Here is a 13,986-nt window from a genome sequence, read left to right as displayed (position 1 = left end):
GCCGCCTAAAGTGCGGTCTGTTTTTCGTTAAAATTATCCTTCAAAATGGTGGACTCACTCATCCTACCATGTTCAAAACGAATCATACGATCCATTTTCTGCTGTAATTCGTTCACTTGATGTGTCACGATCAGGAGTGTTAATTTTTTTTCATCACACAACTGTAACAATAAATGCAACATTTCTGCCCGTAAATCGGGATCTAAGGCAGAAAAAGGTTCATCCAATAACAAAATTGGCTTATCGCGTAATAAACAACGCGCCAACGCCACACGCTGTTTTTGCCCACCCGATAACTGGGTGGGTAATTGATTAAGAAAACCCTGCAAACCCACTGCACTTGCCACTTGTTGTACGCGTTGTTGTTCAAGTGCGGTCAGTTTTAGGCTTGGTTTCAGCCCTAATGCCATATTCTCTGCCACAGTCAAATGCGTAAACAAGTTGTTTTCTTGAAACAAAATAGATACCGGACGTTCATAAGGTTGAGTTTGGCTATGATTTTCACCATTCAACCAAATTTCCCCTTGCTGTGGCAATGCAAAACCCGCAATCAAATTTAATAAGGTACTCTTCCCTGCGCCACTGGCGCCAATAATAGCAACTTTTTGTTGAGCAGGAATCTGCAAATCCAGCTCAAAAGTAAAGGTATTATAGGAAAACTGAACACCGTTTAAATTAATCATCACGCGGTTCCTGATGTCGTTCAATAATCATAAAAACACTCAAACAAAAAACCAATAAAATAAACGCTGTTACTGCCGCTTCCTGACTACGATAATGCCCCAATTGTTGATACAACAAATGCGGTAACGATGTGAAGTCAGCCTGACCAAATAACGCGATTGCGGTGAAATCGCCTAATGATAACGCACAAGCCAGTGCAAAGGCGTATTTCATTGGCGCACGAAGCTTGTGCCATTCAATCAATCGAAAACGTTGCCAACCACGCAGGTTAAGTGATTGGCATAATTTTTCATAATAAATCATATTGTTATGCATCGGTAAAGCCAAAATACGCAACACAAAAGGCATAGCAGCTAACGCGTTACAGCATACCACAACCCCAAAAAGATGGTATGGAGAAAAATCGATCTCACGTAATAAAATGAATAAACCAATAGCTAACACTAACGTTGGAATGGCTAAAATGGTCGCACCGATATTTAAAATCACATGGGATAAGCTGCGATAATGTCGCCAATGTAATTCTCTGGCAAGCAATAATAAGGCAAAAGACAGTACTAAAGCGAGCAATGCAGAAGTGGGGGCGATGGTGAGCGAGTAACCTAATGCTTTCCATAATTGAGGTTGTAACCACAAGGTAAAAAACTGAGACGAAAGCAAAGCAGAAACTAGCGTATTGAGTAGCGGTAATAAGATAAATACTGTCGCACACACAATGATCATACGTTGCCATAATTTAACCCAATACGATTGGGGCGCAAACCAAGTAGGTTGACTGTGTAATGTCGTGGCGGGGGCTGGAGAAAAAAAGCTACTCAGCGTGAATAACAGAAAACAAAAAACAAATTGTAATAACGCAAATAAGCCGGCTTTCGGTACATCAAACTCAAATAAAATCGCTTGATAGATAGCCACTTCCAACGTGGTATATTTCGGTCCGCCACCTAAAGTGAGCACAATCGCAAAACTGGTAAAACACAGCATGAAAATCAAAGTAAATGCAGGTAACAATTGCTGGCGTAAATAGGGCCACTCAATCAGACGTATAAAATGCCAACCACGTAAATTGAGTTGTGCCGCGAGCTGACGTTGTTGCACCGGAATTGCTTGCAAACCTTGTAAAAACAGGCGACAAGCTAATGGGACATTAAAAAAAAGATGCGCCAGTAAAATACCTGTTAAGCCGTAAATATTAGGAGTCCAATCCCAAGCGAAAAACTGGCTTAACATCGCTAACCAGCCAGAAGCGCCATACACGCCTAATAAACCAAAAATCGCCACTAAGGCAGGTAACACAAAAGTCAGTGAAAATAATTTGAGGATCAGTTTCTTGCCCACAAACGGTTGATAAAAAAAGGCTCGTGCTACAATGCCACCAAAGAGGACCGCAAGTACCGCCGACAGAAAGGCTTGCCAAAAGCTAAAGATGATCACGTGTTGTAAATACTGATCACTCAACAACGCTGTCCAACTGCGCGCAAAAGGGAGCGAAAAAACCGCCCCTAAGGCGAACGCATAAAAAGCGCTCAGAAAAACAATCACCAACATCCCGCCAAGATAACTGGCGGGACGGTATGTGAATGCACGAAATCGCTTAAACATCAAGACAAACAATTATTGGGTTAGGGTCGTTTGCCAAACAGCAATCCATTTTTTGACTTGTTCGGCATTCACTTTTGAGGTATCGAGCACTTTCGTGTTCATTTGGGTGGCTCTAAGGGCATCAAAGTGCGGTTCAATATTGGTATTAATCACCGGTAACATCACATTATTCTTGACTAAATGCCCTTGTGCTTCTGGATGAAGTAAAAAGGCAAGGAAATGATCCGCACAGGCATTATCATGTTGTGCTACACGTGCAGCCGTTTCAATTTGTAATACGCCCCCTTCCTCGAATTCGGTGGCGAGATACTGATCTTTTTGTTCAAACACCATGTGATATAACGGAGAGGTGTTATAGCTCAAGACAACATCGGCTTCGCCTTTCAAAAACGCGCCATAAGTATCAGACCAACCTTTCCCCACAGTCACCGTATGTTTGGCTAATTTTTGCCAAGCTTGTGCCACTTCATTCTCGGTATAAACATGGTTCATCCAAATGAGTAAGCCACGTCCTACACTGCTGGTACGTGGATCTTGATAAATGACTTTTAAATCATCACGTTCTACCAATTCTTTTAAGCTTTTTGGTGGCTGTTGCACTTTGGTTTTGTCATAAATAAAGGCAAACTGCCCAAAATCATAAGGTAAAAAAGTGTGATTTTTCCACTCAACCGGTAGTGACAGCGGTGTTAAATCGACTTTATGTTGAACAAATAAGCCGCTTTTTTCTGCCTCCTCAAGGTTGTAGTTATCTAACCCTACAACCACATCCGCTTTTGTTTTTTTCCCTTCTAAACGTAAGCGATTAAACATGGTGCCAGAATCACCAAACGCAGTAAAATTCACTTGGCATTGTGGGAAGTGGGTTTCAAATGCTTTTTTTACTTTCGGACCTGCCCCCCATTCAGAAGTGAAGGAATCATAAGTATACACATTGACCGCTTGCGTTTGAGCAAAGACGGATAATGACAGTGTGGAAAGTGCGGTGAAAAAAAAGGAAGTTTTTAATCTAGACATTGTGTCCTCTCTTGTAATTACGCAAAAAAGTACACAGCAATATTGACTGCTAGTTTCCTACGTCAGTATTAACTGCATCAGGTTCACGGGTATCATCTCAGCTAACGCAATAGCACCCCGACTAAGAGTCCTAAGTCTATAATATTTTGTAAAAAAAGCACAATCTTATTTCTGTGCAAGCTCGAATTTCCAAAATAAAAGCACAAAACGGATAACAAACACTAAAAATCCTACACCGAAAAAACAGGTTTTATGCTAAAGTTTGTTCAGTTTCGATTTGTTATAAGGATCTCTTATGTCTTTCCCTTTAGCGCACGTTGATGTCACTCTCAATCAACTGGCAAAACAATTGATTGCACACTTTCCTGAACAATATCAAGATCAAATTTTTCAGCACATTGCAACGGATAAAGAAAAGCCAACGAGTAACATTGGGCAACTCCGCTATGCCATTGCCATGTCCGACTTTTTTGCAGAAACATTGCAAAAACAACCGCACTTTTTACACCAATGTTGGCAACAATGTCCTCACTTGCAAGATTGTGAGCAGTATGCAGAACGCTTAACCCCACTATTAGCGCAAGTAGAAAACGAAGAACAACTGTATAAAGTGTTAAGACAATTCCGTCATCGCGAAATGGCAAAACTGAGTTTCTGCCAAAGTTTAAATTTAGGCAGTGTAGAAGACATTTTTATTCGCTTATCACAATTAGCCGAAAGTGTGATCATTGGTGCAAGAGATTGGCTTTATCAGCGCGCCTGTGCAGAAATGGGGACGCCTGTAGATGAACAAGGCACACCACTACAACTTTATATTTTAGGCATGGGGAAATTGGGCGGTTTTGAGCTCAATTTTTCCTCAGATATTGATTTAATTTTTACTTATGCAAGCAACGGCGAAACTGTAGGTGCACGTCGCAGTATTGATAATGCAAAATTCTTTACTCGCCTAGGACAACGTTTGATCAACGCGCTGGATCAATATACGGGCGATGGATTTGTCTATCGTACCGACATGCGCTTACGTCCTTTTGGCGAGAACGGCGCGCTTGCCTTAAGCTTTGCTGCCATGGAATTATATTATCAAGAGCAAGGACGTGATTGGGAACGCTATGCGATGATCAAAGGTCGGATTTTAGGTGCCAATGCCCAAGATCCTCATGTCAACACCTTACAGCAACTCTTGCGCCCGTTTGTTTATCGGCGCTATATTGATTTCAGTGTGATTCAAGCCTTACGTGACATGAAGCACAAAATTGAACGAGAAGTCCGTCGTAGAGGGTTAGTGGATAACATTAAACTTGGCGCGGGTGGTATCCGTGAGATTGAATTTATTGTACAGGTTTTCCAACTGATTCGGGGCGGACGAGAAAGTACTCTGCAACAACCTGCCTTATTAAAAGTTCTACCAGAAATTAGTGCCCTTGAACTGATTTCTGCACAACAACAAGAAGACTTGCGCCAAGCGTATTTATTTTTACGCCGTACTGAAAATATCTTACAAGCCATACATGATCAACAAACGCAACAATTACCCGAAAATACATTAGACCAGCAGCGCTTGGTTCTCGCAACGCAACGTTTTACTCAATGGGACACACAAAATAAGTTGGAAACCGTCACTTATCCAATTCATGATTGGGCGAGCTTTTGTGAGGTCTTACAGCAACATCAACAAAACGTGCGGACAGTGTTTGATCATTTAATTGGCGAAGAAAAAGAAGAACTGAGTGAAACCGAAACGCTGTGGCATGATTTCCTTGAAAACGAAATTGAGGAAAGTGAAATTGAACAAATGCTAATCGAACATCATATTGAAGAGCGTGATTTTCATGAGATCATCGAAAAGTTAATGCAATTTCGCAACGAAGTCACTCGTCGCCCGATTGGTACACGTGGTCGTATCGCTCTCACGCAAGTGATGCCAACCTTATTACCGCAGATTTTTGCGCATACGGCTTATCTCCATTTATTACCACGTATGCTCAATATCGTGGATAAAATTCTCACCCGTACGACCTATCTGGAATTGTTAGTCGAAAATCCACAAGCGTTAACGCAATTAATTGAACTCTGTGCCCAATCGAAAATGATTGCCGAACAAGTCGCCAGACACCCGATTTTATTAGATGAATTATTAGATCGTAATGCCTTATTAAATCCTCCCCCTTATGATCACTATGCCAGTGAATTACACCAATATTTGTTACGCTTAACACCCGATGATGAAGAACAGATGATTGATGGATTACGTCAATTCAAACAAGCAACCCTATTACGTATTGCTGCCGCTGATATTTTAGGTGCGCTCCCTGTGATGAAAGTCAGTGATCACCTCACCTTCTTAGCTGAAGCTATTATCCATGTGGTTGTGGAGCTTGCTTGGCAACAAGTCACAACTCGATTTGGTACACCGACTCACTTAGCCGAAGGAGAAAAAGGATTTCTCGTGATCGGTTATGGAAAATTAGGGGGAATTGAATTAGGTTATAAATCGGATTTAGATTTGGTTTTCTTATATCAATCAAATGAACAAAGTCAAACCTGTGGGGGAAAACGCAGTATTGAGAGTAACCAGTTTTATCTTCGCCTCGCACAAAAAATTATCAGCATTTTCAGCATCAATACTTTTGCAGGCGTGTTATATGAAGTTGATATGCGGTTACGCCCTTCTGGTGAATCCGGGCTTCTTTGTAGTTCTATTTCTGCATTTAAAGCGTATCAACTTCATGACGCTTGGACTTGGGAAAAACAAGCCTTAGTGCGCAGCCGTGCTATTTATGGAGAAGCAAGATTACAAACGGAATTTAATGCGATCCGTGCCGAAGTGCTTTCAGCGCCACGCGATCTAGCGACGTTACAACAAGATGTTGTCGCCATGCGACAAAAAATGTATGCCCATTTAGCCCATCCCTATAACGATACCTTTAATATTAAAACGGATCGTGGCGGTATTACCGATATTGAATTTATTGCACAATATTTAGTCTTAGCCCATGCCCCTCAAAACCCTGCGTTAACAAGATGGTCGGATAACGTGCGTATTTTTGAGATCATGGCAGAAAGTGCGGTCATTTCACAAGAAATTTGTGACCAGTTGAAACAATGTTATGTTGATTTGCGCAATCGTATTCATCATTTGAATTTATTAGGTGAACCGTCTATTGTTCCACAAACGGAATTTCAGACAGAACGGCAATTCATTCAAACTATTTGGCACAGGCTTTTTGAGCACAACGATAAATACGAAGAATAAAAAAAGAGAGCAAATATTGCTCTCTGTTAAAATTATATAATCACGTAGATAACAACGCCCTATTCATTCATTAAATTTGCTTCAACAAAGGCACGTGTATCTTTAATAAAAGCGAGTAAGGTTGCTTTTTGCTCTTGCTCGGTGTGGGCATGATTCATTCTTAAAATACCGGATTGAACTTTTTCAAACAGTAAATCCGCTAATTCTTCATCAGAATGTTGACCATCAAAGGATAAAATAGCATGGATGTCCCCAGAATTGAGAACAAGCGTATTCCCCACGAAGTTAGACAAACTGATCACGGGTTTTTCCGTATTTAAATAATAGTCTAAATACTTACGGTACACGGTTTTTAACTTAATTTTATCTTGTTTAGTGACGGCAATGTTTCTTGCGTAAAAATCAATATTCTCATTATAAATTTCCAGCAAGACCGAGGTATAACCGTCATTTCGATTATCCGTAAAATAACGCTCAACAAAATCCGAGACTTTCATGGCATTTGGATAATGCGCTTTCAACGATTGGACAACTTTAGAAGAGGATTCCGCATTAAGATTGGTGCGAATATAGATGTTCTTTAAATCATTAATTTGAATATGACGCGAAATATTGCATTTCTCACGATTTTCAAGATGCGTCACAATACTGGTTCTAAATTGACGATTCAGAATGTAATCATAGTATTGTTCTTTCAGCAGATGATTATCACCACATTCGTTATCTAATAACGTTTCAATACGATCATCTTTAAAAATCGGGAAAGTCGCACTCACGCTAGAATCACAAATATGTGCGAGTCCATATTCTTCTAGTAATTCATTGAATTCATATAAATAAAGTGGCTGATTATATTCTTCAAAATATTCATGATAAATATAATGTTCATCTTTATCTTTAATCCCATCAGCCACGTCTTTCATCCGCTTATCGCCTAAGGCAAACTGACTTAAAAAATCCGCCGTTCCCTTACCATACGCCACTTTTTCTCGCATCGATAAATGAATATTTTGTTTAGCTAACAAATCCACACGGAATGTCATCATATCTTTTAGCGCTTCTAAAGACTTCCAACCGGGATAAGTATTATACGAAATCGTTGCTGCCCCGTTTTCACTTAAATGGGATTTGATCACCGTTAGAATTTTGCGACGAACGGATTCAGGTACCCAACTAAATACACCGTGACACACAATATAATCGAACTTGATGCTGGAATTTTCGAAAAATGAAATATCTTGGCAAAGTAACTCCACATTTTTTAAACCAAGCTGATTAACGATTGCTTTGCCTCCCTCGATTTGTGTTTCCGATAAATCCACACCAACAAAATGCGCGTTCGGATGAATTAACGCACTGGAAATAATGTTCCCACCAAAACCACAACCGATTTCCAGCACCTTGGCGTGTTCAATATGAGGCGTATGAAAACCTAGCAAAGACAACACCGCACGTTGTCTTTCTGGTAAGGTATGTGAAAAGCCTTTTGAAACGTAGGGCAATTCATTATAGCTTTGTTTAAGTAAATCGAGTTTTTCCATTTTTATTACACATTTTAAAAGTTAAAAAAAGTTAGCGATGGGTGGATAATGCCATTCTCACATAAGTATGGCGTCGCCCTCGAATGGCGATAGAATACGTCATAATGTTTTCAGGCACTGCAATGCCGTAAAATCCGGCATCACCAATATGATACAAATCGGCACCTGCCATTTTGCTGTTGAGTGCAATTTGTCGGATCGTTGCCTCATCTGCCCCTTCTTGGCTCGTACCAATAGCGAGTAACGCTAATGCCCCTTTCGCGTGGATCAACTGGACATACTTTTCCACTCTTTCGACGGTCATACCTGGAATCGTACCCGGTGCGGCTAATAAGATAATATCCGCGCCCGCCTCAATAAAGCTGACTAAATCCTGTTCGGAAATCAAACCACTTCCCGTTTCGTTTGCCACACCCGCACCATGCATTTTACCTGCAATAATTAATCCGTCCTCACCCAATACCGCTCTTGCTCGTTTTATTGCTTGCACGATTTCCGTATTGGTTACACCGGTTTTAGGGTTACCGGTTAAACAAACAAAATCAAAACCTAATTTTTTCGCTTGCTGTAATGCCTCTGTCGTCGCCAAACGCCCTTTTGCGAGAGTATCTAAGGTTTCGATTTGCACGGCATGCTCATCCACTGGCTCTAAATTAATCCCAATTGGGCGCCCAACTAAACGTTTTAATTGCACAACAGTATGTGCAGGATCTGATTCCAATCCCTGTATTTTTGGTGAAAAAACATCAAATAAATTCAGCAGAATAAGGTCAGCACCAAATGCAGCGGCTAACTCTGAATTGGTTACATTAGGATAAAGCGGTTGTACCGCCACCATATTTTCAGACAAAATCACGCGTCCTTCGCTCGCACGAATCGCTTGCTTTAATTGCTGTCCATTCATGTGCTGAAAATCAGACGCCGTACAATCCAATAATCTCTTCATCAATTTGATTCCTAAGCTTTTTTACCAAAACGATTTTTTCATTGTAACAAGGCAATTTGATTAAAGAAAGCACCGTTTATCTTTTCTCTATGAAAACAAAAAAGCACGCGTCTGATTACTCAGTTCGTGCTTTCTCTGTTTACTGACGCGAGGAATTAAAAGGCTAATTCACGATCGCCATGTTCATCTTTAATGCGGTTTGGTAAGCCGATTTTATTTAATAAATTCAAGAATGGTTTTGGATCGAGCTGTTCCACATTACGCATTTCACCCACATCCCATTCCCCTGTCGCGATCAACAATGCCGCAGCAACCGCTGGTACACCGGCGGTATAAGAAATGCCTTGGCTCCCCACTTCTTCATAGGCTTCTTTATGATCTGCCACATTATAAATAAAGATTTCTTTGTCTTTCCCGTCTTTTTTACCTTTTACCAAGTTACCAATACAGGTTTTGCCGGTGTAATTTGGCGCGAGTGATGCTGGATCAGGTAACACCGCTTTGACCACTTTAATAGGAATGACTTCAACACCCTCAGCAGTTTTGACCGGATGCACAGATAAAAGACCTAAGTTTTTCAAGACATTAAACACATTAATGTAATGATCACCAAATCCCATCCAGAAACGAATATTCGGTACATTTAGGTGGGTGGATAAAGAATGTAATTCTTCATGTCCCGTTAAATAAGAGTTTTGCATGCCCACAATAGGTAAATCATCTGTACGTTTGATTTCAAACATCTTATTTGACACCCATTGGCTATTTTGCCAACTCCATACGGTACCGGTAAACTCACGGAAATTCACTTCTGGATCAAAGTTGGTGGCAAAGTAGCGACCATGACTGCCTGCATTAATATCAATAATATCGATACTTTCTACGCTATCAAATTCATCATTGACGGCATAAGCGGCATACGCATTGACAACACCTGGATCAAAGCCCGCACTTAAAATGGCAGTGATGTTATTTTGTTTACATAACTCACGACGTTTCCATTCATAGTTAGCATACCAAGGTGGCGTTTCACACACTTTACTTGGATCTTCGTGCATTGCCGTATCAATATAGGCTGCTCCAGTTTCGATACAAGCTTGTAACACTGACATATTCACAAATGATGGACCGACGTTAATCACGATTTGTGATTCTGTTTTTTGAATTAACGCTTTTGTGGCCTCAATATCAAAGACATCGATTTCAAAACAATCTATCGTTGCGGGTACTTTAAAATTCCCCTTTTCTGCTACCGAGTCCGCAATCGCTCGACACTTCTCAATTTTACGTGACGCAATTGAGATTTTACCGAGCACATCATTGTGTTGTGCGCATTTATGTACCACAACTTGTGATACACCACCAGCACCAATAACCAAAACATTTTTTTTCATTTAGCATTTTCCTCCCAGGTGCCGAGCTTGCTAAAGGATCGGCATAGGCGTTAATAAAAACCTGATACATTTTGAAAACCTAAAAAGTCAATATCAGGCAAGGTGTTTGCCCTATCATATGGCATAATAAGACAAAAAAACGGCATGACAACCTAATGTCATTTCAATATTTTGATAAAACGTCCCGCACTTTTCTTGCTTAAGACAAACTCTCAACATAATCTTGATAGCCAAATGTTTTCACAACGCGAATACGCCCATCGAGCTCTTTAATCGCAATGGCAGGCATATTCACGCCATTAAACCAATTTTTCTTCACCATAGTATAACCAGCCGCATCACAAAATGAGATACGATCACCAATTTGTAATGGTTTCTCAAAGCGGTATTCGCCAAAAATATCACCCGCTAAGCAAGATTTACCACAAACCATATATTGATAGTCACCTTTACCTTGAAACGCATCTGGTAATAATTTAGCTTCAGAACGATAAATTAAAAGATCTAACATGTGTGCTTCTGTTGCGGCATCCACAATCGCCAATTCTTTACCATTATTGAGAATATCTAAGACAGTGACTTCTAAACTTGTACTTAAAGTAATCGAGGCTTCACCGGGTTCTAAATACACTTGCACGCCAAATTTTGCAGAAAATTGTTTTAACCGTTCTGCAAATGCCTCTAAAGGATAGTTTTCACCCGTAAAGTGAATACCACCGCCGAGACTGACCCAATCGACCTGATGCAATAATTCACCAAATTCCTGTTCAATGCGATCTAACATCTCACAAAACTTACCAAAATCTTCATTTTCACAGTTATTATGAAACATAAACCCATTGATTAATGGCATCACATCACGGATTTTGGCGACATCCCACTCCCCTAAACGACTGTGTGGACGCGCAGGATCAGCTAATAAAAAACTCGATGTACTGACTCGCGGATTTACACGTAAACCACGTGGTAAATGCGTGGTGTGATCACAAAAACGCTGTAATTGACTAATGGAGTTAAAAATAATTTTATCTGCGTTTGCCACCACTTCGCCAATTTCTTCAGGCGAATATGCCACGCTATACGCATGGGTTTCGCCACCAAACTTCTCGCGACCTAATTTAACTTCATAAAGTGAGGAAGAGGTCGTGCCATCCATGTATTGACGCATAAAATCAAACACCCCCCAAGTTGCAAAACATTTTAGCGCCAACAATGCTTTTGCCCCCGATTTTTCACGTAAATAGGCAATTTTTTCCATGTTGCGTAATAACTTGCTTTTATCAATCAGATAATAAGGTGTTTGTAATGTGGTCATTTTCAGTTACCTCTTTCGTTCGTTACGTCATCTCAATCTTTGTCAAAGCGCCGTATTATAGCGTAGGAATTAGAATGCGCAATCGTTTTCAATCGATTCTAAAATGAATGATTGCCCCCTTGAGTATAGTGCAAAAATACACATTTTTTGCTACACTCGTTGGAACTTTTGACACAAAAAATAAAATAATGAACAACGCATGATGACAAGCAATTATTCCGCACAAGAAATTACTGTTCTAAAAGATTTGGAGCCAGTGCAACTTCGCCCCGGCATGTATACCGATACCACCCGTCCCAACCATTTAGGTCAAGAAGTCATTGACAACAGTGTTGATGAGGCATTAGCTGGCTATGCAAATAAAATTGAAGTGGTCCTACACAAAGATCAATCTTTAGAAGTCATTGATAATGGGCGAGGCATGCCTGTGGATATTCATCCCGTAGAAAAGCTATCGGGTGTTGAAGTGATTTTGACCAAATTACATGCCGGTGGAAAATTCTCAAATAAAAACTATGAATTCTCCGGTGGTTTGCATGGTGTAGGGATTTCCGTGGTCAATGCGCTTTCTGAACGGGTTGATGTGACAGTAAAACGCAATGGTGAGGTCTATAAAATCGCCTTTGAAAACGGTCGAAAAGTCGAAGAATTAGAGGTTATTGGTACTTGTGGCAGACGTAACACAGGGACAACGGTACATTTCAAACCCAATCCGAAGTATTTTGACAGCGATAAATTTTCGGTTTCGCGTTTACGCCATTTATTGCGTGCTAAAGCAGTCCTCTGCTCCGGCTTAGAAATTAAGTTCATTGACAAAATCAATCAAACCGAAGACTGTTGGTGTTACGAAGATGGACTCGCGGACTATTTAAGTGAAGCAGTGAATGGTCTTGAAACCCTACCGGAAACGCCATTTATTGGTGATTTTAAAGGCGATACAGAAGCGGTCAGTTGGGCATTATTATGGCTTCCGGAAGGTGGTGACCTATTGAGCGAAAGCTATGTCAACTTAATCCCAACGATCCAAGGCGGTACCCACGTCAATGGACTACGTCAAGGCTTACTAGACGCCATGCGTGAGTTCTGTGAATTTCGTAATCTACTACCAAGAGGCGTTAAACTCAGCGCCGACGATATCTGGGAGCGTTGTGCCTATGTCCTTTCGCTGAAAATGCAAGATCCGCAATTTGCTGGACAAACCAAAGAGCGCCTATCTTCGCGCCAAAGTGCGGTATTTGTTGCTGGCGTTGTTAAAGATGCTTTCAGCTTATGGTTGAATCAACATGTACAACAAGCCGAACTTTTGGCTGAAATGGCAATTAGCTCTGCACAACGTCGTTTACGCGCTGCCAAAAAAGTCGTACGTAAAAAATTAGTGAGTGGTCCTGCCTTACCCGGGAAATTAGCGGATTGTAGCCAACAAGATTTAGACAAAACCGAATTATTTTTAGTGGAAGGGGATTCTGCTGGCGGTTCTGCTAAACAAGCACGTGATCGCGAATACCAAGCGATTTTGCCGTTACGAGGGAAAATTCTCAATACTTGGGAAGTCTCTTCTGAGCAAGTTCTCTCTTCAAGTGAAATCCATGATATTGCAGTGGCACTTGGGATTGATCCTGACAACGAAGACTTATCTCAACTGCGCTATGGTAAAGTATGCATTCTTGCCGATGCCGACTCCGATGGGCTACATATTGCGACCCTACTCTGTGCCTTATTTTTACGCCACTTCCCGAAATTGGTACAAAAGGGACATGTTTATGTTGCAATGCCACCGCTTTACCGTATTGACTTAGGTAAAGACGTCTTTTACGCCCTTGATGAAAGCGAAAAAGACGCCATTTTAGATCGCTTAAAAAGCAAAAAAGGTAAACCGAACGTACAACGTTTTAAAGGGTTAGGTGAAATGAACCCACTACAATTACGCGAAACTACGATGGATCCCAATACGCGCCGGTTAGTGCAATTGACCTATGATCTTGAACAAGAAGAACAAGCCGCAACCCTTGAACTGATGGATATGCTCCTCGCCAAAAAGCGCGCAGAAGATCGTAAAAATTGGTTGCAAACAAAAGGGGATCAGGTGGATTTAGCCGTATAAAGATGATGGCGACTTGCTTTTCTTATGCAAATAAAGTAGCCACACACCGATTAAGTGGCTTCCTGATATCAAGAACATTTTTTAACGGAAACTACCTTGTCTCCGCGCTATTTCGCAAGGTTATTTTCCT

At 40.8% G+C, this 13,986-nt stretch carries 9 protein-coding genes and 1 riboswitch; of the genes, 2 read left to right on the top strand and 7 right to left on the bottom strand.

Features of this window, described 5'->3' with window-relative positions; all coding sequences use genetic code 11:
* Window positions 1-5 precede the first annotated feature (5 nt).
* The 3 genes from thiQ to thiB are packed head-to-tail and all read right to left on the bottom strand — an operon-like array spanning window position 6 to window position 3,303.
* A complete protein-coding gene (gene thiQ / locus CKV69_RS01705) occupies window positions 6-683 on the bottom strand; it encodes a thiamine ABC transporter ATP-binding protein (RefSeq protein ID WP_005721584.1) in 678 nt (225 codons plus the stop codon).
* Window positions 676-2,286 carry a thiamine/thiamine pyrophosphate ABC transporter permease ThiP gene (gene thiP, locus CKV69_RS01700; protein WP_014325879.1) on the bottom strand — a complete coding sequence of 537 codons (1,611 nt, stop codon included), beginning with the start codon at window positions 2,284-2,286 and terminating at the stop codon, window positions 676-678. The genes thiQ and thiP overlap by 8 nt, the downstream gene beginning before the upstream one ends.
* A gap of 12 nt (window positions 2,287-2,298) precedes the next feature.
* Window positions 2,299-3,303, bottom strand: coding sequence for a thiamine ABC transporter substrate binding subunit (thiB, locus tag CKV69_RS01695; protein ID WP_016504684.1), 1,005 nt, complete (start codon window positions 3,301-3,303; stop codon window positions 2,299-2,301).
* A gap of 37 nt (window positions 3,304-3,340) precedes the next feature.
* A riboswitch (TPP riboswitch) is annotated at window positions 3,341-3,433 on the bottom strand.
* A gap of 165 nt (window positions 3,434-3,598) precedes the next feature.
* On the opposite strand from thiB, the gene glnE reads away from it, so the two are divergent.
* Window positions 3,599-6,559: a bifunctional [glutamate--ammonia ligase]-adenylyl-L-tyrosine phosphorylase/[glutamate--ammonia-ligase] adenylyltransferase gene (gene glnE / locus CKV69_RS01690; protein WP_016533013.1), complete on the top strand. Its 2,961-nt coding sequence runs from the start codon at window positions 3,599-3,601 to the stop codon at window positions 6,557-6,559.
* A 59-nt stretch (window positions 6,560-6,618) separates the two neighbouring features.
* Here glnE and CKV69_RS01685 read toward each other — a convergent pair whose 3' ends face one another.
* From CKV69_RS01685 to nspC, 4 genes are all read right to left on the bottom strand, one after another.
* Window positions 6,619-8,100, bottom strand: coding sequence for a class I SAM-dependent methyltransferase (locus tag CKV69_RS01685; protein ID WP_014325876.1), 1,482 nt, complete (start codon window positions 8,098-8,100; stop codon window positions 6,619-6,621).
* A 31-nt stretch (window positions 8,101-8,131) separates the two neighbouring features.
* On the bottom strand, window positions 8,132-9,046 hold the full coding sequence (locus tag CKV69_RS01680) for a DUF7916 family protein (protein WP_014325875.1): 915 nt from the start codon (window positions 9,044-9,046) through the stop codon (window positions 8,132-8,134).
* Window positions 9,047-9,201: 155 nt separating this feature from the next.
* A complete protein-coding gene (locus CKV69_RS01675; protein WP_005751285.1) occupies window positions 9,202-10,440 on the bottom strand; it encodes a saccharopine dehydrogenase family protein in 1,239 nt (412 codons plus the stop codon).
* A 199-nt stretch (window positions 10,441-10,639) separates the two neighbouring features.
* Entirely contained in the window at window positions 10,640-11,755 is a 1,116-nt protein-coding gene (nspC, locus tag CKV69_RS01670; RefSeq protein ID WP_014325874.1) for a carboxynorspermidine decarboxylase, read from the bottom strand.
* Between the two features lie 202 nt (window positions 11,756-11,957).
* Between nspC and parE the strand changes: the two genes are divergently transcribed.
* Window positions 11,958-13,856, top strand: a complete 1,899-nt coding sequence (gene parE, locus CKV69_RS01665; protein WP_016504284.1) for a DNA topoisomerase IV subunit B — start codon at window positions 11,958-11,960, stop codon at window positions 13,854-13,856.
* Window positions 13,857-13,986: the final 130 nt, after the last annotated feature.

The organism is Pasteurella multocida (assembly GCF_900187275.1).
GTDB lineage: Bacteria > Pseudomonadota > Gammaproteobacteria > Enterobacterales > Pasteurellaceae > Pasteurella > Pasteurella multocida.
Note: the sequence above shows the minus strand (reverse complement) of the source record. Positions and strands in the feature narration are given on the sequence as shown.

Excerpts from the sequence above, each read along its gene's own strand:
- thiB (WP_016504684.1), bottom strand. The coding sequence starts at position 3,303 with ATGTCTAGATTAAAAACTTCCTTTTTTTTCACCGCACTTTCCACACTG.
- CKV69_RS01685 (WP_014325876.1), bottom strand. The coding sequence starts at position 8,100 with ATGGAAAAACTCGATTTACTTAAACAAAGCTATAATGAATTGCCCTAC.
- nspC (WP_014325874.1), bottom strand. The coding sequence starts at position 11,755 with ATGACCACATTACAAACACCTTATTATCTGATTGATAAAAGCAAGTTA.
- CKV69_RS01680 (WP_014325875.1), bottom strand. The coding sequence starts at position 9,046 with ATGAAGAGATTATTGGATTGTACGGCGTCTGATTTTCAGCACATGAAT.
- thiQ (WP_005721584.1), bottom strand. The coding sequence starts at position 683 with ATGATTAATTTAAACGGTGTTCAGTTTTCCTATAATACCTTTACTTTT.
- CKV69_RS01675 (WP_005751285.1), bottom strand. The coding sequence starts at position 10,440 with ATGAAAAAAAATGTTTTGGTTATTGGTGCTGGTGGTGTATCACAAGTT.
- glnE (WP_016533013.1), top strand. The coding sequence starts at position 3,599 with ATGTCTTTCCCTTTAGCGCACGTTGATGTCACTCTCAATCAACTGGCA.
- parE (WP_016504284.1), top strand. The coding sequence starts at position 11,958 with ATGACAAGCAATTATTCCGCACAAGAAATTACTGTTCTAAAAGATTTG.
- thiP (WP_014325879.1), bottom strand. The coding sequence starts at position 2,286 with ATGTTTAAGCGATTTCGTGCATTCACATACCGTCCCGCCAGTTATCTT.